The sequence below is a fragment of the Paenibacillus sp. G2S3 genome, assembly GCF_030123105.1.
In the GTDB taxonomy this organism is placed as follows: domain Bacteria; phylum Bacillota; class Bacilli; order Paenibacillales; family Paenibacillaceae; genus Paenibacillus_AQ.
The window spans coordinates 887,500-913,210 of record NZ_CP126095.1 but is presented as its reverse complement, the minus strand read 5'-3'; the positions used below and the strand labels follow the sequence as shown (position 1 = coordinate 913,210).

General features: G+C 42.4%; 18 protein-coding genes and 1 riboswitch. Of the genes, 2 read left to right on the top strand and 16 right to left on the bottom strand.

The annotated features are described in order from the left end of the window. Positions 1–8: 8 nt before the first annotated feature. The gene (locus QNH28_RS03995; RefSeq protein ID WP_283910268.1) at positions 9–4,985 is read right to left on the bottom strand and encodes an S-layer homology domain-containing protein; all 4,977 of its coding nucleotides are present in this window, start codon (positions 4,983–4,985) and stop codon (positions 9–11) included. Between the two features lie 264 nt (positions 4,986–5,249). Beyond that, a riboswitch (cobalamin riboswitch) is annotated at positions 5,250–5,450 on the bottom strand. A gap of 91 nt (positions 5,451–5,541) precedes the next feature. Next, on the bottom strand, positions 5,542–6,120 hold the full coding sequence (locus tag QNH28_RS03990; RefSeq protein WP_283910267.1) for a hypothetical protein: 579 nt from the start codon (positions 6,118–6,120) through the stop codon (positions 5,542–5,544). A gap of 219 nt (positions 6,121–6,339) precedes the next feature. On the opposite strand from QNH28_RS03990, the gene QNH28_RS03985 reads away from it, so the two are divergent. Next, entirely contained in the window at positions 6,340–8,061 is a 1,722-nt protein-coding gene (locus tag QNH28_RS03985) for a cellulase family glycosylhydrolase (protein ID WP_283910266.1), read from the top strand. A gap of 62 nt (positions 8,062–8,123) precedes the next feature. On the opposite strand, the gene QNH28_RS03980 is transcribed toward QNH28_RS03985, so the two are convergent. From QNH28_RS03980 to QNH28_RS03955, 6 genes are all read right to left on the bottom strand, one after another. Beyond that, positions 8,124–8,417 (bottom strand): transposase, encoded by a 294-nt coding sequence (locus QNH28_RS03980; protein WP_283910265.1) that lies wholly within the window; start codon positions 8,415–8,417, stop codon positions 8,124–8,126. Between the two features lie 25 nt (positions 8,418–8,442). Next, on the bottom strand, positions 8,443–9,000 hold the full coding sequence (locus tag QNH28_RS03975) for a hypothetical protein (RefSeq protein ID WP_283910264.1): 558 nt from the start codon (positions 8,998–9,000) through the stop codon (positions 8,443–8,445). A gap of 171 nt (positions 9,001–9,171) precedes the next feature. Beyond that, positions 9,172–9,996, bottom strand: coding sequence for a carbohydrate ABC transporter permease (locus QNH28_RS03970; RefSeq protein WP_481858375.1), 825 nt, complete (start codon positions 9,994–9,996; stop codon positions 9,172–9,174). Between the two features lie 18 nt (positions 9,997–10,014). After that, positions 10,015–10,914 (bottom strand): carbohydrate ABC transporter permease, encoded by a 900-nt coding sequence (locus QNH28_RS03965; RefSeq protein WP_283910262.1) that lies wholly within the window; start codon positions 10,912–10,914, stop codon positions 10,015–10,017. Positions 10,915–10,987: 73 nt separating this feature from the next. After that, positions 10,988–12,304 (bottom strand): ABC transporter substrate-binding protein, encoded by a 1,317-nt coding sequence (locus tag QNH28_RS03960; RefSeq protein ID WP_283910261.1) that lies wholly within the window; start codon positions 12,302–12,304, stop codon positions 10,988–10,990. Positions 12,305–12,362: 58 nt separating this feature from the next. Next, positions 12,363–14,456 (bottom strand): amylo-alpha-1,6-glucosidase, encoded by a 2,094-nt coding sequence (locus QNH28_RS03955; protein WP_283910260.1) that lies wholly within the window; start codon positions 14,454–14,456, stop codon positions 12,363–12,365. Between the two features lie 232 nt (positions 14,457–14,688). Here QNH28_RS03955 and QNH28_RS03950 point away from each other — a divergent pair, with 232 nt between their 5' ends. Next, the gene (locus QNH28_RS03950) at positions 14,689–15,699 is read left to right on the top strand and encodes a LacI family DNA-binding transcriptional regulator (RefSeq protein WP_283910259.1); all 1,011 of its coding nucleotides are present in this window, start codon (positions 14,689–14,691) and stop codon (positions 15,697–15,699) included. A gap of 91 nt (positions 15,700–15,790) precedes the next feature. Here the strand turns inward: QNH28_RS03950 and QNH28_RS03945 are convergent, their stop codons facing one another. The 8 genes from QNH28_RS03945 to QNH28_RS03910 form a co-directional block, all read right to left on the bottom strand. Then, the gene (locus QNH28_RS03945; RefSeq protein ID WP_283910258.1) at positions 15,791–16,444 is read right to left on the bottom strand and encodes a M48 family metallopeptidase; all 654 of its coding nucleotides are present in this window, start codon (positions 16,442–16,444) and stop codon (positions 15,791–15,793) included. A 99-nt stretch (positions 16,445–16,543) separates the two neighbouring features. Continuing rightward, entirely contained in the window at positions 16,544–17,989 is a 1,446-nt protein-coding gene (gene gtfA, locus QNH28_RS03940; protein ID WP_283910257.1) for a sucrose phosphorylase, read from the bottom strand. Positions 17,990–18,004: 15 nt separating this feature from the next. Further along, on the bottom strand, positions 18,005–19,687 hold the full coding sequence (locus QNH28_RS03935; RefSeq protein ID WP_283910256.1) for a glycoside hydrolase family 13 protein: 1,683 nt from the start codon (positions 19,685–19,687) through the stop codon (positions 18,005–18,007). A gap of 45 nt (positions 19,688–19,732) precedes the next feature. Further along, positions 19,733–20,569 (bottom strand): carbohydrate ABC transporter permease, encoded by an 837-nt coding sequence (locus QNH28_RS03930; protein ID WP_283912045.1) that lies wholly within the window; start codon positions 20,567–20,569, stop codon positions 19,733–19,735. Continuing rightward, on the bottom strand, positions 20,569–21,453 hold the full coding sequence (locus QNH28_RS03925) for a carbohydrate ABC transporter permease (protein WP_042184938.1): 885 nt from the start codon (positions 21,451–21,453) through the stop codon (positions 20,569–20,571). Before QNH28_RS03925 ends, QNH28_RS03930 begins: the two co-directional genes overlap by 1 nt. A gap of 85 nt (positions 21,454–21,538) precedes the next feature. Continuing rightward, a complete protein-coding gene (locus QNH28_RS03920; RefSeq protein ID WP_283910255.1) occupies positions 21,539–22,834 on the bottom strand; it encodes an ABC transporter substrate-binding protein in 1,296 nt (431 codons plus the stop codon). A gap of 319 nt (positions 22,835–23,153) precedes the next feature. Further along, positions 23,154–24,146 carry a LacI family DNA-binding transcriptional regulator gene (locus tag QNH28_RS03915; RefSeq protein WP_283910254.1) on the bottom strand — a complete coding sequence of 331 codons (993 nt, stop codon included), beginning with the start codon at positions 24,144–24,146 and terminating at the stop codon, positions 23,154–23,156. Positions 24,147–24,229: 83 nt separating this feature from the next. Next, the gene (locus QNH28_RS03910; RefSeq protein ID WP_283910253.1) at positions 24,230–25,603 is read right to left on the bottom strand and encodes a hypothetical protein; all 1,374 of its coding nucleotides are present in this window, start codon (positions 25,601–25,603) and stop codon (positions 24,230–24,232) included. Positions 25,604–25,711: the final 108 nt, after the last annotated feature.

Genomic DNA, 25,711 nt, shown 5'->3' with positions numbered 1-25,711 from the left:
ATAAAGTTCTATTTAACGTCTTTCATGTCATAAAGACTCGTCTGACCCTTAACCAGCCGATCATAAGCGACCGTTGCATACATCGCTTGATCCGTAGCCATAAGATCTACTTCTCCGGGTTTCGCGCCCCCGTTACCTACTCCACCCTGCTTCACGTGATAGAAGCCACCTTCAGGTGCAGCAAAGCCAAGCAACGCATCTACCGCTGATCGGCCATTTTTAATGAATCTGGAATCCTTATGCGGATCTATACCAAGGCCAGCTAAAGCTACGATCACCTGAGCAATGCTTTCGGAGTTCGTAGACTCCCAGCTTGCATAACCTCCGTCTGCTGTTTGCGTTTTGGATAACCAAGCAATTCCACGATCCACAGCAGCCGTTACTTTGGCATTCGTTTTGTAATAAGGGGTCAAGCTTTGAATAACCATCCCAGTGATATCCGGATCGGCCGCAGTAGCATTACTGCCTAGTGCCCATCCGCCACCGTTGATCTCTCTGCCCAAAATGTAATCAATGAGCATCTCTCTTGTTGTCTGCGTCTTAACATCCTTAACCACTGGAATGTCGTAATGATTACTATCCAGTGCAATCAAGGCAAACACAGGTCCATTAATACCTTGCTTGATTACAGTATCAAAATCCGCGAGCGGTTCCAGTAGGTTATAACCCGCCACTTTATCAATATTTTTACCGATTGAAGTTAATGCCAAAATAACTCTATCATATTCCGTATATTTTACGCTATGCAGCTTCCCAGCTTTTTCTTTAAGGGTTGCTTCTACATTCGCATAGTACTTAGCGTAATAACTATCTGGAACCTTCACACCAGAACGTGCCAGCCCAAACACTGTCCAATCCCCGCCAACCGAGGCGATGACCGGGTTTGTTACTGTTTTTTGCAAAAAGGCTGCTGTGTTTTGAATATATGGACTAACTGCTTTGTCGCCACTCTTATAATCATGGGTTCTAGTAGCTACCACAGCTGCCATTTCTCTAGTTACAAGCTCTTTAGGCTTAAACTGATTATTATCGCCTAACATAAGTCCGGTGGCAACAATGGTTTCCACATCTGCTTTTGCCCACGCGGACGCGGTATTGATATCTTTAATGGCTGTCCCTGGCTTCGTAGCCGGGATTGATAATGCTCTGACGATTATGGCTGCCATTTGCTCGCGAGTAATCTTGTCATTTGGCTTAAATTCATTATTAAAGCCTGTAATTAACCCTGCTTTATGAGCAGCATTCACATATGGATAGAACCAATCTCCCAGAGCTACATCCTTATAGGTAATGCCTTTGTCACTCTTGGTATCCAGTTCCAATGCTGATACTAGGATCTTAGTAAATTCTGCTTTTGTAATGTAATCCTTCGGATTCACCTGACCATTGTTACCTTGGATGTACCCTTTTACTGTAGCTGTTTCAATCGCTGAGAACGCCCATGATGAGATCTTATCGGCGTCTTTATACACTTGCTTGATATCATTAGGAGTCGCTGTTGGAGATGGACTCGCTGTCGGATTACCGTTACCTTCCGGAATAGTTACATCACCCGGAGCAGGAGTACCGCTAGGTTTAGGTGTTGGTTTTGGAGTCGGACTCGCTGTTGGTATCGGTGCATTTAGATCCACACCCAAATTCGTAGTATAACGCCACTGAATTCTATCCCCGGCACTTAGGTTATATGAAGATGCACCATAATTAGGATAAACTCCGTTCACATTATACATCCAGCCACTACCGCTACCATGGTCAAATTCTCCATCACCAGCTATGGATTCAACATACACACTTCCAAATGTACTGTTCCAAGAATATCTATAGTCGATACCGCGGCTATCTAGTACTCTTTCGAATAAAGACCACACTGTGTCACCAGATTGTAGCTCTACCTGTACAGATGGAACAACGTATCCCTTCTTAATCGTAAGCTTATCCACGGATAGGGTTACATATTGCTTCGATGGAGTAGTTCCTCCACCATTGCCACCGCCATTTCCTTCACCATTGCCACTACCACCGTCGCCACCAGGTGTCTGAACTACACTGGATGTGTACGCAATGTAATCAGTGAAGTGATTGGTTTTTACGATTAAGTCATTTCCACTATCAAAGGCATACTCAGACTTGCCGCTCGCAATGCCTAAGTCATCACTTGCAAATTTTTGAATCGCATGAGGTGTACCCTCTTGAATATAAGCTGCATCTTTTCCTTTAAGGTCCTTAAAGGTTAATGTTATAAATTGACTAAATTCTACTCTTGCGCTGCCACCCATGGAAAACGCTTGAATAATGCTCTCCAGCTTCTTATCCTGGGAAATAATCTGATTCAGACTATCTTTTAGTGCAGCTTCTGTGCCTGTTAAAGGTGACATCAGTTCAATCGCTGAGGCATCTCCACTGGTAACTTTTGCACCCTTAGGAATGACTACAGATACGTCACCTTTGGTAGCCTCTATCTGAGGAAGGTCGCTGTTACTAGGTAAACTAACACTAACTTTCGATTGTTGGTCTTTAGGAATAACTACCGTTATTTCCTTGTTGCTATCTCCTGTGCTGATCGGAACGATATAATCTTGAGAGTCATTTGGGATATCAACTTTTGGGTTATCACCAGACGGTAAAGGAAGTTCTTTTGGACCCTCTGGTTGCCCAGGTCCCGGTCCTTCTGGTTGTTCCAATTTCACATCATTCATATCAAAGAGACGGTTACTATCCTTAAGCAGACGATCATAAGATACGAGTGCATACGTACCTTGATCCGTAGCCATTCCATTTACTGATCCTGTTAAGGTGTGCTTAAATCCACCATCAGGTGCAGCAAAGGCAAGTAATGCATCAATAAGGGACTTGCCATTCTTGATAAACCTAACATCATTGTCTGGGTTTACACCTACGCTAGTTAAAGCAACAATAACTTGCGAGATGCTTTCACTACTTGTGCTTCCCCAGCTTGTATAACTACCATCATTATTTTGATTAATTGATAACCATAGAATGGCCCGATCTACGGCAGCTTTTACATTAGAATCCTTTGCGTAATAAGGTGCAAGTGCTTGTATTGCCATAGCAGTCATATCGACATCGGCTTTCGCCGTACCTAATGCCCAACCACCGGCTTCTACTGTACCCTTTTTAATCTCATTATCTAAAATATACTGAATCAGGTTTTCTCTTGTGGTTTGAACTTTACCTGCTGGCGCTACGGGAATATCATAGTTATGACTATCTAGCGCAATCAGAGCAAATATAGGACCATTATTTCCTTGCTTCTGAATGTATTGATAATCAGCAAGCGTTTTTCTCAGATCATACCCCGCGACATTAGTGATATCTTTTCCAATAGAGGTAAGTCCTAAAATCAATCTGGAATACTCTGTACTTACAGTAGTATCGAGTTTTCCATCCTTTATTAAGGCTGCTACTTTCGTAGCTATATTGTTGTAATAGAGATCATAATAACCATTAGGCACATCGTAGTTTGCACGTGCTAAAGAAAGAATGGACCACTCTCCGAAATAGGTCGGATTCGTTACGGTTTTAACAAGATAGGCAAGGCTCTTATCCAAATGTAGCTTGGCTACATCTGAAGTCGGCACTTCCGGCTGCTCTAATTGAACATCATTCATGTCATAGAGACGGTTGCTATTATTGATCAGACGATCATAGGATACGAGTGCATATGTACCTTGATCCGTAGCCATAGCGTCTACTTTTCCGGTGAGAATATGCTTGAATCCACCATCCGGCCCAGAGAAGCTAAGTAAAGCATCTATAAGTGAATTTCCTTCTTTAATAAACCTAGGGTCACTGTGCGGGTCTACACCTACGCCAGTTAAGGCAACAACAACCTGTGCGATGCTCTCACTGCTTGTGCTTCCCCAGCTTGTAAATCCACCTTGAGCATTTTGTACACTCGATAACCATGTAATCGCCCGATCCACGGCAGCTTTTACATTAGAATCCTTTGCGTAATAAGGCGCAAGTGCTTGCATCGCCATCCCGGTCATATCGACGTCGGCTTTGGTTACACCTAAAGCCCAGCCCCCGGCATCTGCTGCACCTTTTTTAACTTCTCTATCTAAGATGTACTGAACCAGGTTTTCTCTTGTGCTTTGATATATTACTCCCTTCTCATCAGGATCAGGGAATAATACTGGAATGTCATAGTTATGACTATCTAGTGCAATCAGAGCAAATATGGGACCGTTGTTCCCTTGCTTCTGAATATATTGATAATCAGCGAGTGCATTTCTTAGATCATGACCTGCAACATTCGTGATATCTTTTCCGATAGAGGTCAGTCCTAGAATTGCTCTGGAATTCTCTGTGCTTTTATTAGCGTCGAGTTTTCCATCCTTAATTATCGTTGCTATTCGCGTTGCTACATTGTTGTAATAGAGATTGTAATAACCGTTAGGAACCTTGTAGTTCGCACGTGCTAGAGAAAGAATCGACCATTCTCCGCTACCTGTTCCAAATGACGGATTCTTTACGGTGTTAACGATGTAGGCCAAGCTTTTATCTAACTGTTCTTTAGCAGTGATTTTATAAGTAACCTGATAGGTTACATTATCTGCTTTGTTTCCTGCGCCATCTATAGCTGTTACTGCGATTACGTTACTACCTGGGTTTAGAGATGCTTTGTACTCACCATTAGTAGCTGTCAGAACGACTTGGTTCAGCTTTACTACTGGTATAATGTCTTTATAAACATTGTCTGTAACCACTACTTTGAAGCTTACATCTTTACTGGATACTTCCTGTTTATCTTGTATACCTTCTATTGAAATAGTAGGCTTCTCTGTATCTGGCTCTTGTACTAGCGCATTAATCTGCTCTAGTAGAGCTTGATCAACCTCTGTTCTTACAACTGCACTATCAGCAATTGCTTCATTCGCATGAGCCGGGATTATACTTGTAGAGAACGTCGTGATAAATACTGCTACAATAAGTAACCAAGCTAAAAACTTATTTTTCTTCATGTTTCCATAACCCTTCCCTTCTCTTCCTATGTTAAAAAACAGAATAAACTTTCCAAGCATAACGCCCTCGGCGTCCTTATAAGGACGGTATGCGTTTAGCGAGAAATATAAGACATAGAGTATAGATGCTAAACTTATACTTTCTTATATTTTTAACACTACAAAAAAACCACTCAACATAACGTCAAGAGGTTTAAGATAGTGAACCGCAACAATAGCAGGCATATACTATATCAAACACCTCTCTATCGCTCGTAGAGTTTAATGGTGTATCAGAAACAGGCAGATATTCTGGCTCAAGTATCATCACCCTTGCTACCTTCCCAGTTTCCCAGTGGTACCTTGCAAGGATTCCTCTTTCACAGCGGCGGGACCGCGCGGGATTCACACCCGCTTTCCATTTAACCAATCTATGATTGTATCTCCGAAACATTCATAATTGGCACCTATTGCTAATATTAATTTTTTCATGCTTCATCATATCTAATATAGTTGCTTTTGTCATGCAATATTTGTTTTTTGTATAACGAGTAGCTAGCGATAATCCTATTGAATATCAAATCATTTTAACCACAATATACTCTTTTTCCCTCAGCTCAAAGCCCTCCTCCAGTGACAAAGAGGCCAAATCAAGGATTCGATCATACTTTTTATTACGTGGGAGCCCTTCTTCCTCAGCCCAGCATGTATAAAGCTCAAACTCGGCACCAGATACCCCATAATCTGTCATAAGCTTAAATAACTCCTTACAACACTTGAGTGAGGCGTTATACGATCCCGGTAGAGTATCTTTTAGCTTAGGCGATACAGAGAAGCCACCCCAATTCGGTGAAATCCGGTACACATACGGACTCCGAAAATGCTTGCGAATCTCATCGTTCCAATACCCAAGTTCCTCTATAAAAACTCCCGCTGCATCTTCTTCCGAGTCATATACAAGACAGTCCTCATCTCTTAAATGAGATAGATCTGCGATGTCATCCAAAGGAATTATGCCTTGCAGGCGCAGAGCCTCTCTTTGTTTCTTATACTCCGGGGAATTTTTCACTTCATTATATGTCTTTGCTGACAGCACACTGCCTCTTTCTCCTAACGGAAGCTCTGTAGCCGAGCCTATGTAATGAAATCTGCTCACTGGATTGCCCTCCATAACTTTGGAATCACTTCAAATCACTAATTCATATATGAATTTACCACAAATTAGTAAGGTACTCACAGCAAATGTTCTATGTTAGGGTATTTGGTAAGCGTTTACAACAAAATATTGGAGGTGTACGTGTTCATCTAAGCACCAAAGTACTAAGGAAGGTCAGGTTTAAGCATCCTCAAAAATGATCTTACAAAGGAGAATTCAATGACTACTCGAATCCAGAAATCCTTCTTATCATTGACCCTTGTCACCGCTCTTCTGCTCTCTTTGTTCTCATCCATTGCCGCCGCTGCTACTAAGGACGAGCAACAAGCTAAGGCAGCACCAAAGAGTAAGATCCAATCCTATGTAGACGATATGCAGCCCGGATGGAACCTTGGCAATACTCTAGATGCTACAGGTGAGGATGAAACCTCCTGGGGCAATCCGCGTGTGACCCAAGAACTGATTAAGAAAATCGCCGCACAAGGCTACAAAAGTATCCGTATTCCTATCACTTGGGATTCACACATAGGCGAAGCACCGAACTACACTATTGAAAAAGCTTACCTCGACCGTGTCGAAGAAGTTGTAGGCTGGGCGCTGGACGCCAAGTTATATGTAATGATTAACGTCCATCACGACTCCTGGTTATGGGTAAGTCATATAGAAGAGAAGCATGATGAGACACTGGCGCGTTATAATGCAGCATGGACTCAAATTGCGGACCGCTTCAAGGATAAATCCGATAAGCTGATGTTCGAAAGCATCAATGAACCCCGCTTCACAGATGGCGGAAGCACCGATGAAGCGAAGATGGAGCAAATGCTTACAGAGCTCAACACTTCCTTCCATCAGATCGTTCGGAACTCCGGTGGAAAGAATGATGTCCGTCCGCTAGTTCTACCTTCATTAGAGACTTCTCCTACGCAACCTAGAATGGATCAGCTTTACAAGACGATTACAGCTCTTAAAGATCCGAACATAATCGCGACCGTTCACTACTATGGCTTCTGGCCGTTCAGTGTGAATATCGCTGGTTACACCACGTTTGAAAAAGATACAAAAAACGATATCATCCAAACTTTTGATAACGTTTACAACACATTTGTAGCTAAAGGTATTCCTGTCATCGTCGGTGAGTTCGGACTACTGGGCTTCGATAAAGACACAGGTGTGATTGAACAAGGCGAGAAACTGAAATTCTTCGAGTATCTTACCTATTATTTAAAAGAAAAGAAAATGACTTCCATGCTCTGGGATAACGGGCAACATTTCAACCGCAAAACGTATAAGTGGTCCGATTCCGAGCTCCACAACGTATTAATGTCTGGTCTGAAGGAACGTTCCTCCAGCACCGAGAGCGATCTGGTCTATCTAAAAAAAGGTGCAACGATCAAAGACACCAAGGTGAAGCTGAACCTAAACGGCAATAAGCTAACAACGATTAGTGTAAATGGGAAATATTTAACCAAGGGCAAAGATTACACCTTGAATGGCGAGGAGCTCACACTCAAGGCCAGCCAACTCAAAAAACTCACAGCTTCGCAAAAATACGGTGAAAATGCCGTGCTAACGCTGAAATTCAACAAAGGTGTTGCGTGGAGACTAAAGATCATCGTGAATGACACTGCCAAATTAAGCGATGCCAAAGGGACGACTGAATCGTTTGCGATTCCAACTACCTTTAACGGTAACCAGCTTGCCACGATGGAGGCTGTCTATACCGCTGGTGGCAATGCAGGCCCGCAGGACTGGACTCCATTCAAGGAGTTCGGCAATACCTTCTCTCCCTCTTATAACACGAAAGAAATCAAGCTGCTACCAGCGTTCTTTAAAGATGTTAAAGACGGAGAGGTTATCCTGAAATTCCACTTCTGGAATGGTGATATCCTTACGTACAAGATCACGAAGAGTGGAACAAACGTTGTAGGAAAGTCTTCTTAGCTTTCGCTGCATAACATGAATAGGAGTGTCCCTTCACGGGGACACTCCTACTTTTAAGTACATCATACGTATACTTCTTCATAAGTCATCAACATCAAGCGATAGACCAGATATACTCCAAGATAGGCTCCTGTCAAAAGGAACATCGGATTCAGAAAAATCGCATGGATCGAGGTCATAAATACCGTGTTATCTCTTAATATTTCATATATGGCTAGGGCAGAAATATTACCTAAAATAAGCGTAGATAACACAGAAGCGACATTAAAAACAATACGCCACTTTATCCATTTATGTTGTATCATTAGCATCACGATGGGAACCACTATACTGCCAAATACGATTAGAAATTTCATCTAGCCAGCCACCTCAGTATCTCTTTTAATCCTCCAGTTCAACACTTTCGATTTGCCCCTCGGCATTCACTGTCCACTCGATATCAACACCTGGCATCAATCCAAGCTTGTCCTCATCTTCGATCACTAAATGATCGGGAATGGTTATGCTTTGCTCTCCCCCACCTTCGACTTTAATGGTAACCTGTTTACCTTTAGACGTAGTAATCCTCCCATCATATTCAATCTGCTGCAAAACAATCTTTTGAGTCGCATCCGTTATGGTAACCCGCTTGCCGCCGTCTGTCAGCAGCTCAATCTTTTTATGATAGCCATCCTTTAAAGCAACTTCCTTAATCACCCTCTTAACACTAACACCCGCCGGAAGTCCCTCTGTATTTGTACCGGACGAGGTATTGGGTTGTTCAGTGGCACTGTTCGTAGCTGCAGGTGCAGTGGCTTCTGTTGTAGGCGTTGGAGTTACTTGTGTGGTTTCATTGGCAGCTTTAGAGCAGCCACTTAATAGGACGGTGCAGGCACAGATCAAACAAAGAATTGAAGTTCGAATCTGACGTTGTGAATTTCCTTTATTCTGTGTCATCATTTACCTCCGCATTTAAATTTCTTCCAGTTCTATTTAGTGAACATAGTTTTACCTCTTCCCTTCCTTTTATACCCCAACTTCCCCATATAAGATCGATAGAATGGTAACAATTCATGAACATATCAAAAAACCGCCCTGATTTAAGATCAGTGGCGGTCCTAGTAAATCGAATTATTTGCTTCCGGTAAACGTAATTCCTTTTATAAAGAAGCGGTTGAAGAATGCATAAATAAGTAGTGCGGGTAGGGTAAACACCATCGATGCGGCCATAATATAATTCCAATGGCTAATATACTGGCCCTTAAATGTATTGAGACCGAGTGTCAGTGTGAACATCGACTTGTCTGACATGAACATCAGTGGCTTCAGAAATTCATTCCATGCTCCCATGAATACAAAGATCGTCTGAGCTGCCAATGCGGGGATAGCCAGTGGCAGAGCAATGCGGAAAAATGTTCCGAACTTATTTAGACCGTCCATCTCGGCAGCCTCTTCCAGCTCTTTCGGAAAGCTCAGGAAGAATTGCCGCATCATAAAGATGAACGTCGCATTTACCATCATCGGCAGCGTCAGCGCGGCATAAGTGTTCAACAAATCAAGCTGTTTCATGATCAGATAAGCAGGCACGATAGTCAATTGACCGGGAATCATCTGTACTGCCAAGATAAGAAAAAACACAACCTTGCTGCCTGTAAAATCAATACGCGCAAGGGCATAGCCTGCCATAGAGTTGAACAAGATATTGCACAGCGTTGAAACTACAGCGATAAGTGCACTGTTGAACATCCATCTGAGGAACAGTGGTTCCTTCACGAAGATGTCGTAATAGTTCTGGAATGTGAACTGTTTCGGTATAAAGTTGATACTTCCTGACACAATCTCGCTTAACGGTTTAAACGACGAGGATAGTGCCCATAGGAAAGGTATGACCGTTACGCACCCGTATGCGAATAACAGGAAATACAGTACCACCTTAACCCCTTTGGAATAGTTAATTACCACCTGATCGTCCTCCTAGTTCAGCTTCTCTTCGGAGAATAGCTTCCGCTGGATCAGCGTTACGATCATAATGACCGCAGCCAACATAACAGCGAGCGCAGAAGCGTAACCGAAGTCGAGATTTTTAAACGCATACTGATAGATAAGCAGAGCCACCGTTAAGGTGGAGTTATTCGGACCGCCGGAGCCAGCCGAAAAAATATACGATTGATCGAAGAGCTGAAAGGTACCGATGATTCCCATGACTACCGTGAAGAAGGTCGCTGGCTTAATCATAGGAAGCGTAATAGAAATGAAACGTCTAAATCCTCCTGCCCCATCCAGCATGGCCGACTCGTACAATGCATCAGGGATATCTTGCAGTGCAGCTAAGAAGACTACCATAAAAAACGGAGCAGTAGACCATATATTCATAAGCATGATCGCCTTAAGAGCGACCGCCGGATCTCCAAGCCAGTTGAAACCATGTAAACCTACGAACTCAAGCACACGGTTCAGCAGACCGTTTGAATTGTAAATCCACATAAAAATAAGTGACAATACCGCCGAGGAAGTAACCGTCGGCATAAAAAAGACGATTCGGAAGAAATTTTTAAATCTAAGCTTAGCATTCAAAATAACGGCTAATAAAATAGCAAATGCAGTCTGCAACGGTACAACGAACAGCGCGAAGGATGCTGTGTTTTTCAGTGCAATCCAAGCTCTCTCGTCACCGGCCATACGTGTAAAGTTATTGAATCCAACCCACTTGTAACTGACATCACCAAGTAAATTTACCTTATGTCCTGATAGATAAAGCGAATAAAAAACAGGCAGGAACAAAAAAGTGCCCAGTACAAGAATAGTAGGAAGCAGGAACAGATAGGCCGTCACATTATTTCTTAGCTTCTTTTTAAATGTTGAGACTTGAGTCATGCTTCACTTTTCCTTTCGTATCAGAATGAAAGAATGAAGGGGTGGTCCGAAGACCCTCCCCTCTTCAATCCGTTTATTTTGCTGCTTCAATTTCCTTATTCGCTACATCTTCAGCTTTCTTCATAGCATCCTCAAGCTTGGAGTTGCCCATAAATGTATCTACAAATTGGTTATTGAAGTTATTAGTGATGGTAGGCAGCGTAGATGCGGCTTGCCATGGCGTTGCATAGGAGGCACCCGCTACAATTGCTCCACGCAGTTCATCCTTGTCGTAGCCCAGCTCCTGTGCGACCGATTTCCGTGTAGGAAGTGCGAACCCTTTGCTGGTCCATGTTTTCATTCCGTCCTTGCCTGTCAAGAAAGAGATTAGCTGCCAAGCCGCTTCTTTCTTCTTCGATTGCTTGTTCATTACATAGGCTACCGTAAAGGCCATTGTGCCTTTAGTGCCGTTCACCGTCGGAAGCTCAGCGGTAGCATAATCCAGTTCCTTATAGTTGGATTCCAGGAATGGAATCGCCCAGTTGCCTTCGAATACGATAGAAGCCTTGCCTTGCCCGAACATTTCTCCACCCCAGCCAGCGCCTACTTCCTTAGGCTCACCGGAGGATTTGTCAACGTTGTGCATATCTACAACAAGCTGTAAGCCTGGGAGAGCTTCCGCAGATGCGAAGGTTGCTTTACCTTCTTCGTCCGAAACTTTTCCACCAAAAGCTTGGATCATGAACATTTGACGCGCAAGCTCAGGAGCGACGCCGAAACCATAACGAGTGACTTTATCACCCTCTTTTTTGGTCAGCTTAATCGCGTCTGCTTTCAGTTCATCCCAAGTTGTTGGAGGAGTTGTAATTCCCGCTTCGGAAAAATCCTTTTTATTGTAGAACATAGCGAGCGTAGAGAAATCCTTAGGGAATCCGTAGGATACATTATCTTTCTTAAAAGCATCAACCATGGGCTGTTCAAAGTCTGCAACATCAAACTCAGGTGTTACATAGCTGTCCAATGGCTCCAGTACATTAGCTTCAATGAGACCAGGCGCCTCGAATGCGTCCAGATAGAAGACGTCAGGACCTTCTCCACCGATAAGTCTAGTCTTGATAACATCCATGTATTGATCGGCAATAACCTCGTAGTTAACCTTCACATTCGGATATTTAGTTTCGAACTCCTTCAGCGTCTGATTTAGCAGATCCTGCTCTTCTGGACTCGCTCCCCAGCCTGCTAGTGTAATCGTAACCGGCTCATCCGTTGTCGGTGCTGCTGTTTCTTTATTTGTGCCATTATTTGTTGCTGCTGCTCCTGTGTTACTGTTTGTTTTGTTGCCACCACATGCAGTCAACATTAGCCCAGTAACCAGCATCAAAGATAGAATTATTAACCCCGATTTTCTCATTTTCAATACAACCTCCTTAGTATTGTCAGGCTTTTTATATAAAAAAATTACGTAATGCCTATAGAATCACTAGTTCATAACCCGTCTGGTTAGATAAAACCTCCAGCTTTAGCTCGTTATCCACACGACTAATGCGTAGGCTGAGTGTGCCATTGCCAATCTGTAATTGCTCCACCTTTAAGTCATTCATACCGTTTAGCAGTGCAGGCTTGATCGTAATTTGTCGGGTTAGAGCATTCGGTTGAAGACCAAGCAGCGCTTGCACGAACGTCAATGGTGTTCCAGCCGCCCATGCCTGTGGAGAACAGGCTACCGGGTAAGGAACAGGAGCGCCGAGTTGATCACTGTAACCACAGTACAATTCAGGCAATCTGTAATATTCAAATTGGTCAGCTGCGTTCAGCAATCCTTGCATAACGGTGATTGCTTCCTCTGTGAACCCGGACTGACTAAGGCCGAGCAAACAGAGTGAGTTATCATGTGGCCATACACTTCCGTCATGATAGCTCATCGGATTATAACCCGTAGCTGCAGTACTCATGGTTCGAATACCGTATCCTCCGAAGAGATCAGGGGCTACTAGTCTTGCAGCAACTGCTTTTGCCCGCTCTGGCGAAGCAATTCCTGACATCAGAATATGTCCTGCATTCGAAGTAACAGAGTCTACCCGTTTCTTATCCTTATCCAAGGCGATTGCATAGAATTGCTCATCGTCCATCCAGAAGTCTTCCTCGAAACGGGTTTGCAGCTGAGCTGCATCTTTTTCCATAACCTCGGCCTGTTCTTCGTGACCTAGGCTCTTGAAGATAGGAGCAAGTCGAGTCAGCGCCTGATACACATAACCTTGAACCTCAACTAGTGCGATCGGGGCCTCCGCATAATCACCATTACTATGAATAACGGAATCCGCAGAATCCTTCCATCCCTGATTGGCAATTCCCTTGGACGACTTCTGATAATACTCCACAAAGGAATCATTATCATAATCGCCATATTCTTTAATCCAATTCAACGCAGCGTTAAGATGCGGCATTAATGAGCTAACAAATTCAAGATCTCCTGTCCAGTGGTAATACTCGGCGGTAAGCAGTAGGAACAGAGGTGTTGCATCGATTGTGCCGTAATAAGGTGTGAACGGAACCTGGTTAGTAGCGGCTAATTCACCATATCGGATTTCGTGCATCACTTTGCCTGGCTGCTCGTCGCGCCACTCATCTTCCTTCTGTCCTTGGTAAGCAGCCATTGTAAGTAAGGTTCCCTTAGCAATTTGAGGATTCAGAGATAACATCTGCAGCGCTGCAATCAGGCTGTCGCGTCCAAAGGGAACGGAGTACCAAGGCAAGCCCGCAACCGGAAACTGTCCATAACCGAGGTCTGTAAGCAGTACCCGTAAATCTTGAACCCCTCGATGGTACAGCTTGTTAAATAATGGCATATCGCTGCTGATGGAAGTTGATGAAGCATTCCAAGTAGCGTAGGATGCTCTGAGCTTATTCATTGCTTCCTTAGTTTCATACTGCAGCGGCTCGTTGCCATCTATCATCGGAGCAATGAAGAAAGCGATTTCAACACTTTCCTGATGCTTCAGCTCGACATCGAAATGCACCTCGCCTGTCTCGCTTATTCGGCTTTCCTGAGTATCCCATTTCACCTTGGTTTCTCTCAGCAGCTCATCTGCTCCGAGATAACTGATCACTCTTTCACCTGAAGCTCTTCGTTCACCTGTCTTACTTCCTAGCTTGCCATGCTGAAACCCACGAATCACGAACATATCTGTAAAATCCGCATCTAACAGCACAGAGAAATCGAATTGGATTGCTTTTGGATAATAACTTGTTAGCTTGAAGGTCTCGTATAATGCACCCTCATAAATAAAGCGCGTACGTTCAATCTCTACAGACTCACGCCATAAAATCAATTTACCGTCTTCCTCCATATGAGGATTGGTAAGACGAATGGTAGAGATATAATTCTCATCGGCAGCTGAGGATAACAATATCGGTCGCTGATTATTAATTCGGATTTCCATTCGGCTTAAGAACCGGGTATCTCTGGTATAGAGACCTAGACCCGATTGATCATTGTCCGGAATGTCCCCACCTTTGTCCGTCATTAAAAACAGATCATTTTCTTTAATAACTCGATAATTCAAAACTTCCCCTCATTTCTTCGCTGTGTATCCGAAACGTTTCGGAAAAAGCATAAAAAAATATATGACTTCAAATAATCTAATGCTCACAGACTTACCAAAACGTTTCGGATAAGGTATAATCGAATTATAAATCATGATGAAAGCATTTACAAGATGCTTTTTATATTTTATTTTTTTAATATTTAAATACTACATATTGCCTTATTGTCCCTAAATATGAAGGAGGTATCCTATGGTTACTATAAAAGATATTGCCAAAGCCGCCAGCGTATCCGTAACTACCGTCTCCCGAGCTTTAAATGGTTATGACGATGTTAACGAAGGTACTAGGCTCAAGATCAAAACTATTGCAGACCAATTAGGCTATAGCCCTAACATGGCTGCGAGATCTCTTATATCTAAAAAAACAAAAACGCTAGGTCTCCTACTCTCCAACGTTACAAGAGATAGTTCCAAAGACAATATAGCCTTTGAAGTGTTATGCGGGATCAATGATCGTTCAGGAGAGCTGGATTATGACCTTGTACTCTTCAGCACAACCCCTCAGAAGCAAAGAGTGAAATCTTATAAGACATTATGCCAGGAAAGAGGTGTAGATGGTGTCATTATTATGGGGATTCGACTAGATGATCCCTATCTCAAGGAAATCGTATCCTCTGATATTCCTTGCGTGCTCATTGATATTACACTTGAAGGGCCAAATGTCGGTTATGTCACCTCTGATAATACAAAAGGGGCGCTTCACGCAGTAACTCATCTGCTGGAATCAGGACATCGCCATATCGCTATGATTAACGGACATACGCAAGCAGATGTAACGCTTCTTCGATTAGAAGGTTATAGACTCGCTCTTGAGAATTACGGTATTCCTTTTGACGAATCCCTCGTGTTTAACGGATTATTCTCCGAACAAGGAGGAAAAGAAGCGGCTCAGCAAATGATGTCCAGCCATCCTGAAGTCACTGCTATTTTTTGTGCAAGTGATTTGATGGCGTTCGGAGCTATGCAGGGTGTGAAGGAAGCCGGAAAATCGGTGCCCGAGGATATTTCAATTATTGGTTATGATAATATTGATCTGACAGCGTATTGCACACCAGCTTTGACTACAGTGAACCAACATAAATACGAGCTAGGTACCAACGCTGCTCAGATTCTCATAGATCTACTAGAGAAACAACAAGCTATTCATCATGTCATGCTTCCTAGCGAGCTAATAAAAAGAGATAGCGTTCGTACCCTTTAACATCATGAGGAACGCATTAACAATAAACAAGGATATCCCTTCATTAGGGACATCCTTGTGTTGTTTCAAATCGTGAATCAATACTAATTTATCACAGCGTCATAGCACGCCCATATCTAGCTAAATACTCTTCCTTCTCCTTATAATCCGGCATTAGACTGCCAACACGCCGCCAAAAGGAACGATCATGATTCATATGAAGCAAATGACACAGTTCATGGATGATCACATAGTCGATAACCTCCACTGGAGCCATCGCTAAGCGATAGTTAAAGGTTAGCTTTTTATCCGAGCTACAGCTTCCCCACTTGGTTCTAGACTCTACAATATCAATCGTCTTAGGCTTTACCCTAAGCTGTGTCTGATATTTATTGATCCGTTCGCCTACAATCTTCTTACAGCTAGCGAAATAGAATTTCTTCAGCTTAAGTTTAAGCTCTTCCTCATTTAAATCCCCTGTCTCTATTAGCTCTTGCAGCGAATAATATTTGCCTAGATACAGGAACTTACCCTCGTCTTCATACTCTTTAACCTTTGGCGTTTCTCGGTTCGCTTCAATGCTTTGCAGCTTCTCCACTATTAATTTCCCATTACGCTCTACCACGCTTTTAATCGTCTCTTCACTTGTTTTCTTGGGAGCTTTGAGCGTTATACGCCCTGAAGAATCTATATGAATGGAGATTTTCTTGCCATTTCCATATTGAACATTAAACTCGATCACCTGATTGTCGTAATCAATCTTCATACCCACCATCGTTTCTATAAGGTTATTCGCAAAAAAAAGAAGAACGCGTTTTAGCGTCCCCCTATTTTAACATGATTCCTCAACACACTGGATATTCCTTTACAATGCAACCATTTCCCAATCCGCTGTCTGTCCTTTTTGCGAAATTGTAAAAGCCTTTGTCAACAGATTTGCTTCCAATTTTGCTTCATTCATCGAGTTTTTCCAGGTGATCACCACATTATTCTCATCCAACTGTTCAATCTGAATATCACCGTCAAAGGCCGGATTACTATTTCGGAACTTCAAAATGCTAAAGAGCTTTTGCACAACCGGACGCCCTACTTCAACATCAATCTCATCCTGGGTATAATAATGCCGATTAATATTCCGTCCTTCTTTCGTCTTTTCCAGAAGCTCTATATCATTCACTCCAGCTAATAACCCCACATAATAAATCTGCGGTATACCTGGGGCAAAGCATTGGATGGCTCTCGCCAGCAAATAAGCCTGATCATCATTCCCAAGTGCTGAATAATAGGTACAGTTGATTTGGTAAATATCAAGGTTGTTATATGCTTCAGTGCTATATATTTTTTTGACATTAGCTCCTTGGCTATAGAGACTTTCTCTTGTCATTTCTGCTTCTTCATCGCTCAAAAGATCCTTTACATCCACCACACCAATACCATCATGCGTGTCTAGTGTTGTAAACTGCTTTCTCGGGCAGATCTCCAGCCAATGAACCAGCCGGTTTACTTTCCCACTAAATAAAGCATGTAGCACTAGCATCGGTAACGCAAAATCATATACATAGTAATCTTGATCTGCGATTTTTAACTGGATGCTATAATGCTCATGAATTTCAGGCAAAACGGTCACGCCATAAGGGGCAACGGTCTGCTCAGAGTGATTCAGCATCTCCCAAATATCCGGCTCAACAAAGAAACAATTCGTGCCGATTTTTTTGTTTGCATATGCGAAAGCATCTAGTCGAATAATTGAGGCTCCTTTTTCCGCCAAAAAAGTAAGATTGTCCGTTATGAATTTCCGCGTCGTTTCTGTTGTCACATCCAGATCAATCTGCTCTTCATCAAAGGTACACCATACTTTCTCCAAGCTACCATCCTTAAAGGCAACCTCTACGTATGGAGCACGTGGTTTACGCTTATAGATTAAATCTACATCTTCCTGAGAGGGCTCCCCGTTCGGCCAAAAATCCTTGTAACGGATAAACAAATCCGCATATTCTGATTCATCCTTTTTCTCAAGAAAGTCCTGAAAATAAGGTGATTGTCTGGAGATATGATTAATCATAAAATCAAACATCATATAATAATCTTTACTCATCATCTCGACGTCCGACCAATCTCCGAATGCAGGATCTACCTTGGTATAATCCATTGGTGCAAAACCTCTGTCTCCCGAAGAAGGATAAAAGGGTAGTAAATGAACACCTCCAACGACGCCTCGCAGATGCTTATCTAATACTTCGTGTAATTCTTTTAAGTCACGCCCGAGGCTATCCGCATAGGTAATCAACATAGCTTCATTCTTAATTTGCATCACAAATCCCCCTCATTAGATAGCAGCTGCATCTGCGTTCTTTTCCCCTTTGCATATTAAAGCCTCATAAGGCTTCAACAGACCGTCATCATGATTATTAATGTTAGACAGCACAACATAACCTTCAAGAGGGTCGGTTAATGGAATCGTTTGATCCGTAAAATTACAAATTACCGTCCAACACTCCTTCCCGTAAGTTCGAACATATCCACCAAGCTCATTCGAGTCCACATAAATCTCATGATAATCTCCATAAATTAACGCTTTATTGTCCCGTCTCAGCTTGATTAATTCCCGATAAAAGTGAAGGATAGAATTACCGTCTTGTAGCTCTTCCTCCACATTAATCGACGAGTAATTCGGATTCACATGAATCCATGGCTCCCCATCCGTAAATCCGGCCATAGGTTCTGAACTCCATTGCATCGGTGTGCGGCCCTGATCTCGGCTTCTGATCGCTAAATAGTTCAGGATATCTGCCTCCGGCCTACCCAGTGCAGTTTCATTACGGTGATAATTTAAGCTCTCAATATCTCTATACTCTTCAATTGAAGCCATGAAATAATTGGTCATCCCAATCTCTTGTCCTTGATATATAAACGGTGTTCCGCGCATTAAGAAATAATAGGCGGCCAGCATTTTGGCTGATTCTTTATGGTAAATCCCGTCGTTGCCAAATTTCGAAACCGAACGCACATGGTCATGATTCTCCATAAAAAGTGCCATCCAGCCCTTATTGGCTGTCTCAATCTGCCATTTAGATAACGCGTGCTTAAATTCAGTCAGCTTCCAAGGATGATAGATTCCTTTAGCCATGGGCTTGGCATCCAGATCTACATGATCAAATTGAAATATCATATTAAAGACGCCGTTCTGCTCATCTACATATTCATGAATTTGCTCTATCGGAACCCCTGGAGCTTCCGCAACCGTCATCACATTGCGAGGTTCCAGAACCTCCTGTTTCATCTCGTGAAGAAAATCCAAAATTCCGGATTGATTCAAACAAGCTTCTGCCAGAGGCACATAGCGGCGATCGTCTTCAGACTTAAGGTGTGGAAATTGCTGATTCTTTTTAATAAATGTGATCGCATCAATGCGAAATCCGGCTATTCCCCGGTCAATCCACCAATCCATCATGGAAAAGATGCTTTGGCGAACTTCGGGATTCTCCCAATTGAGATCCGGTTGTTTCTTAGAGAAACAATGTAAATAATATTCCTGTGAGATCTCGTCATATTCCCAAGCTGAACCTCCAAAGTTCGATTCCCAGTTGGTCGGTTCCTGACCTTCATTCCCCGGCTTCCATATATACCAGTCACGCTTTGGACTCTCCTTAGAACTTCTGGACTCCATAAACCAAGCATGTTCATCCGAGGTGTGATTCGCTACCAGATCCATAATCATACGAATTCCGTAAGCTTCTGCTTGTGTGATCAATTCCAGCATATCTTCCATACTTCCAAACTCATCCTGAATTTTATAGAAATCCCGAATGTCATACCCATTGTCATCATTAGGTGAATCGTAGACCGGACACAACCAAATAACATTGATGCCCAAATCCTTTAAATACCCGAGTCGGTTAATGATTCCACGCAAATCCCCTACTCCATCTCCATTTGAATCCTGAAAACTCCGCGGGTAAATTTGATAAACCACACTTTCTTTCCACCAGTTGCTGTCTCTAGTCTCCATAACTCCACACTTCCTCCAGCACCCGAGTCTAGGGCTTTCTTTATCTTATTTAATAGCGCCTTGGCTGACGCCTCTGATGATGTAACGTTGACCAAACAAATAAGCAATAAGAATCGGCAGGATCGTTAACAGAAGTGCTGGTATCAACAGCTCCCAGTTATTCATATACGTTCCGTTAAACACTTTCATCTTAATAGGCATAGTAAAATGGTTATCCTTAGTCAGCACCAATGAAGGTAGCAGATAATCATTCCAAATCCATAACACATTCAGAATCGCAATTGTCACTGATGTTGGAGCCAACATAGGCAGTACAATCTTAAAGAAAGTCTGTCTACGATTACATCCATCGAGCAGTGACGCCTCTTCCAATTCATAAGGAATCGACTTCACAAAACCATGGTACATAAATACCGATAACGCACTTCCGAAGCCAATGTACAAAATAATCAATAATGGAATAGGCGCCGCATCGATCCAGTGAAGCTTTGCCCCGTAGATATAAATCAGGGGAATCATAATGGACTGAAACGGAATAATCATGGAAGCCACCATTAGAGCAAAGAAACCATTATTAAATTTAGTCGAATGTCTCACCATGTAATAGGCGGTCATTGCTGCAAAGACACCAATGAATAGGACACTGAAAAAGGTGACTACGACTGTGTTTCTAAACGAGACAAAGAAATTCATTTTATCAATGACTTCAGCAAAATGTCCAAAGTTTAAGCTGGTCGGCAGTGAAAAAGGGCTTTCGAGAATTTGACCATTGCTCTTGAAGGAATTGACGATCATAAGAAAGAATGGAAAAACAAAAATGATGAAAAACACAACTAAAAATAAATAAGTCAGAATCACGGAAGTTTTTCGTCTAGCACTCATCATGCAGCAACCTCCAATTTCTTACTGAAATAAACCTGCAGACCGGTAACAACCGCAACGATAGCAAACAACACAAAGGCTTCCGCTTGGCCTACGCCATAATTATTTTCAACAAAGGCCTTTTTTACCACATGCATCGATACCATAGTTGTACTATCATATGGTCCGCCTGCTGTTAGAGAATAGTTAACGTCGTAAACCATAAAGGCATTCTTCAGAGTTAAAAAGATAGTCACTACAAAGGAAGGAACCATCAGCGGCAAAGTAACCTTTCTCAACCGTTGCCATCCATTGGCGCCATCAATTGTGGCTGCTTCCACTACATCTTTTGGCACATTGACTAAGCCAGCGACAAAAATGATCATCATATAACCCGCTGATTGCCAGATCGACACAATAACAATGGCCCAGAAAGCTAAATGTTCATCCCCTAGCCACCCTAAACGCAGCCATTCTATCCCAAACTTTTCACCAATAGAAGGCATGGTTTGTACGAATATAAACTGCCAGATGTAACCCAGAATCAAGCCACCAATTAAATTCGGTGTAAACAGGGAAGTTCGAAAGAAATTTTGCATCTTCACGCCGGAAGTCACTAAATAAGCCAATATAAAACCGAGAATATTGATGATAATAACGGTTGTCACGACAAACTTAACGGTCAATAAAAGAGAATCCCAAAACTTGGAGTCCGTAAATGCTGTCTTATAGTTAGCTAAACCTGAGAACTCTATTGGATTTAATGGAGAGGTCATATTGGTAAAGGTCAGATATAATCCATATGCAAAAGGAATCAGCACGGCAATCGTAAAGAAAATGATCGTGGGACCGGTGAAAAATAACTGGTTGCCCATTCGTTTGATCAGACGTTTTTCTGATATCATACGTTTAGCACACCCCTAATTGCTTTAAGGAGGAAACAGGCGAGAGTCACCCCAACCCGTTTCCCGCAATTCAGCAAATGATTAATTACTTTTGGCTTTTGTAATAGGTTTCAATAGCTTTGGCAAGATCAGCACGGGATTCTTTTTGGGCGATATATTTCTGAATATCCGGTGCAAGAATGTTACCCCAATCTTCGACCTTTACATAGTTTGAGCTGAACGGCATCGTATTGCCGGCCACCACAGCATCCGCAATCGCTGATCCGAGTGGATTGTTAACTTTCAAAGAGTTGTTCTTAAAGGCTGAGACGACTTGCGACTGGTTCACCAGAAAATCTTGACCTTTTTCATCATAAACGAGCCAGTTCAGGAACTTCTTAGCTGCTTCTTGCTCAGCCGGGGTTGCCGCTTTATTAATCACCAGAATATTAGTTGGACCTGCAGCAATCTTATTGTTCAGCGGATTGTCTGGATTGTTATCTACTGGGACAGGTATAAATCCGAAGGATTCTCCACTAACCGCCTGCAATGAATCATAAGCCCAGTTCCCGTTAAACAGGATAGCTGACTCCCCTTTTCCTACACTTACATGCGCATCGTCATAGTACTTGCCGAGTGGACGTTCACCGTATTTGTTGTATTCTTTGGATACCAGCAGATCCATCGTATCGTAGTAACCATTCCAAACATCATTACTTGCCAAATCAAATGTTCCGGCTTTTAGTTGCTCTACAATCGTATTTGGATCTTCTTCCTGATTCACAAACTGTGTACTGTAATGGTTCGCTACGGACCAGTTTTCGGTTTGATATGCAACCGGATATTTCACGCCGGAAGCTTTAATTTGATCCAGTAATTGTTTTAGCTTGTCACGAGTATTGATAGAGTGCGGATCGAAAGTACCGCCAACAGCCTTATCAAGTACGCTCTTGTTGTACACGAGACCGAAGCCTTCTATTGAAAATGGAAAACCTGCAATTTTCCCCTCTGCGTCTTTAACGCCGTAAACCGTCTCTTCATTCCACTTCTCACCTGAAAGTTCTATACCGAAATCTTTATATTTGTTCACAATGGAATCGGGGGACATCATCGCCATAGTTACCGTTTTACCGGATGCCGTAAGTTTATCCAGCAAATTAACGGTATCTCCAACAGCTCCAGAGACAGCCTCAACCTTGATATTCGGATTCGCTGCCATGAAATCTTTAGCCGCCTGTTCCCATTGGGAAGCGATTTCACCTTTACCGTTCGTAATAATTATGCTGACTTGCTCATCCTTCGAGTTCGCTGCCGGACTGGAGCCCGCTCCGTTGGATCCTCCACAAGCTGTCAATGAAACAGCAAGCAAAAGAACAAATAATAAAACAGATATCTTTTTCAAACAAAACCCCTCCATTTTGTGCTTTTTTATATGCTAGACCCCTATAAAAGTCTGAACATCAGATTGATACCGTTTTCATCAATTCAAAAAACTCTTCATAAATTCAGTTGGTTTATATACTAGAAAGCTTTCTTGCCTGTATTGTAACATCACTTGGTATCGGTTTCAATACAATTTAAAACTAAGTTTATAAAATAACCGGAACTTCAACTGGTATATAAGGTTATTTTAGTTTTATTCTTATTTATATCGTGTGGTATCGGTACCAATAAAGATAAATAAAAAAAGCGAGTCTGCATTGCAAATTCGCTTATCGGTGTTACGTAGATTCTCGAACTACCAGTTCAACCGGGAGCTCATAAGTAGCTGGCTCTACATCGGAATTATCCAGCATCTCCATAAGAACTTCCCCTGCCTTACGCCCCATCTGCTCTATAGGCTGCCGTATAGTGGTTAATGCGGGATTCAACATTTCTGCGAGGGGTTGGTCATCGAATCCAATGATCGCTAGATCTCGTGGGATACTTAGCCCTTCCTTTTTCGCAGCCATCATCAAACCACCAGCAATTTCATCACTACCCGTAAACACAGCGGTTGGACGATCCTTCATTTCAAGCAAGAGCTTCATTACTCTTTTCCCATCTTCAATGGTATGCTGGTTGACCAAAATCCAGTTAGGGTTCACTTGAATACCGGCTTCCTCTAATGCTTTTTGATAACCTAGGTTACGGTCTTTATCTTTTCCGAACTCGGTAAACAGACCTCCCGTACAGTAAGCAATTTTACGGTGTCCTCTTTCTATTAGGTGCTTGATTCCTAAGTATGTACCTTTAAATTGATCCAGCCGAATCATTGGGATTTTTGCATTACTCACATATTCATTACATAACACAATAGGCCCGAATTCAGTATACGGTTCAATGACTTCCCAATCATTCTCAATGGATGCCATAATGATGCCGTCCGCTTGTTTGGTCTTCAACAAATTCAAATAGGTTAATTCTCTCTCTTTATCCTCATTAGTCTGACATATCAAGGTTTGGTAGCCGTTTCTGTAACCAACCTTCTCTATGGAATCAACTAAATAGGAGAAAAAAGGATTCACAATTCTAGGAACTACGACAGCTATCGTCGTTGTCACTTGTCCTCTTAATCTTCTTGCCGAGAGATTCGGGGTATATTCAAGCTCTTCCATTGCTTGTAATACCAATTCTCTTTTATCTGCTGAAATATGAGGATAGTTATTGATTACTCGGGATACGGTCGTCTTAGACACTCCTGCTAAACGCGCCACATCTAAAATATTTGCCATTTCTACACTCACTCCAGATAGGGACAGTTTTTGAAACCAGTTTCAATCATTTTATATTAAATTATAAAAAAATGAAAGGGTCCTCAATACACTGGATATCCTGCCACAAACATCGCTAAATACAAAAGACTCCCCGCAACAGAAACTACAGTAAGGATAACATCCTTTGATTTCTCTTCAGTAAGCGCGACAGCAGCAAAAGCTAGTGGAAACGCAACCAGCAAATACCGCGGGGCTGACAGCAGCCAGGTAGCTCCCACTACGAATGCAAAGTACACGATGAAATAGGCGGTGTATGAAGGACGTATCTTTTTCGCACCCATGAACATGATAATTAGTGCTGAGAATATAGCGATTAAATTGGGCAGCCACATCCCAAGGAAAGAACGATGATCTCCACTCTTAAAGGTACCCACAGCGTATTCCATCTGATATCTTACGGTATCAAAAAAGAGATAAAATCGCTGAGACCAATGCTCCCTCTGGTAAATACTGAACTGAAACGCATTTCCCGTCACGTAGTAATTGATATACAGATAAGCCAGCAAACCTAATGATATGATAGCGAGACAGCTAACGGCGGTGGTAATCCTATGTATAAACGCTTTTTTATTTAACAATTTATAGTTGCCTATCAGATCCCGTCCAAATTCAATCGCAACCGGCACAATAAGCAGCACCCCAGGAGAACGAGTATACGCTGCAAGTGCACCGCATAAGCATCCGATGAACCATTCTTTTTTTCTCACAAAATATAAACACAACAAAGATAAAGCCAGAAATAGAGCTTCAGTCATTGGAATGAAGAAAAAGAACGCAGCCGGGAATATAAAAATATACTTAACGACTCGCATGGCATTCTTCCGATGCATATCTAGTGCAGCAAGCTCATAAGCGACCAAAGCGGCGACAATGGAAGAGATATTTGAAACGATAAAGCCAGCAACAAGATAGTTCCCTACAAATACCTTAACTACTTTAATTAAATTTGGAAAAAAAGGAAAAAACACAATATGGTACCTCGGATCTCCCTCCGTCTGGTACCAGTTCTCAGCAATCCCCAAATAATGTGAAGCGTCGATCCCGAATATATGCCAGGTGTCGGTGATTTTGCTAAACAGCCCCCCGGAATAACCATTCTGGATAATCAAAAATGCATAACCGATGAGCATAAGCAGGATACGACTCGCCAATATCCAGCCAATAATACGTAGCCAAGCCTGCCTTCTATCCCGCTCTTTACTTTCTCGAGTCACTTCAAGGGCTGGATTCGTTAGCACAAATTCTGTCAAAACAGGGATAGTGCGAAGCCCTAATAATACAAAAATTACAAAACAGATCACCGAAGCAAGGGTGCCCATCACGGTCCAAGTATCGGTCGTAATTGCCCAGTAAATAGCCGTCACCATCATAACAAGTATGAAGATGAAGGAAATGATTTTGTCGTGCTTTTTCATTTGATCCTCCAGTTACTTTGTTCAAACAATAGTTTAGGAAAAAAAGGATATAATTACCTATAGAAATATAATAGTCTTTATGTATTTTTTTGTAAATCACATCTTGTT

What these genes read in the sequence shown, in the direction of transcription:
- QNH28_RS03930 (WP_283912045.1), bottom strand. Translation starts at nt 20,569, where the DNA reads ATGAGTGCTAGACGAAAAACTTCCGTGATTCTGACTTATTTATTTTTA.
- gtfA (WP_283910257.1), bottom strand. Translation starts at nt 17,989, where the DNA reads ATGCAAATTAAGAATGAAGCTATGTTGATTACCTATGCGGATAGCCTC.
- QNH28_RS03995 (WP_283910268.1), bottom strand. Translation starts at nt 4,985, where the DNA reads ATGAAGAAAAATAAGTTTTTAGCTTGGTTACTTATTGTAGCAGTATTT.
- QNH28_RS03965 (WP_283910262.1), bottom strand. Translation starts at nt 10,914, where the DNA reads ATGACTCAAGTCTCAACATTTAAAAAGAAGCTAAGAAATAATGTGACG.
- QNH28_RS03960 (WP_283910261.1), bottom strand. Translation starts at nt 12,304, where the DNA reads ATGAGAAAATCGGGGTTAATAATTCTATCTTTGATGCTGGTTACTGGG.
- QNH28_RS03945 (WP_283910258.1), bottom strand. Translation starts at nt 16,444, where the DNA reads ATGAAGATTGATTACGACAATCAGGTGATCGAGTTTAATGTTCAATAT.
- QNH28_RS03910 (WP_283910253.1), bottom strand. Translation starts at nt 25,603, where the DNA reads ATGAAAAAGCACGACAAAATCATTTCCTTCATCTTCATACTTGTTATG.
- QNH28_RS03985 (WP_283910266.1), top strand. Translation starts at nt 6,340, where the DNA reads ATGACTACTCGAATCCAGAAATCCTTCTTATCATTGACCCTTGTCACC.
- QNH28_RS03980 (WP_283910265.1), bottom strand. Translation starts at nt 8,417, where the DNA reads ATGAAATTTCTAATCGTATTTGGCAGTATAGTGGTTCCCATCGTGATG.
- QNH28_RS03950 (WP_283910259.1), top strand. Translation starts at nt 14,689, where the DNA reads ATGGTTACTATAAAAGATATTGCCAAAGCCGCCAGCGTATCCGTAACT.
- QNH28_RS03975 (WP_283910264.1), bottom strand. Translation starts at nt 9,000, where the DNA reads ATGATGACACAGAATAAAGGAAATTCACAACGTCAGATTCGAACTTCA.
- QNH28_RS03935 (WP_283910256.1), bottom strand. Translation starts at nt 19,687, where the DNA reads ATGGAGACTAGAGACAGCAACTGGTGGAAAGAAAGTGTGGTTTATCAA.
- QNH28_RS03915 (WP_283910254.1), bottom strand. Translation starts at nt 24,146, where the DNA reads ATGGCAAATATTTTAGATGTGGCGCGTTTAGCAGGAGTGTCTAAGACG.
- QNH28_RS03925 (WP_042184938.1), bottom strand. Translation starts at nt 21,453, where the DNA reads ATGATATCAGAAAAACGTCTGATCAAACGAATGGGCAACCAGTTATTT.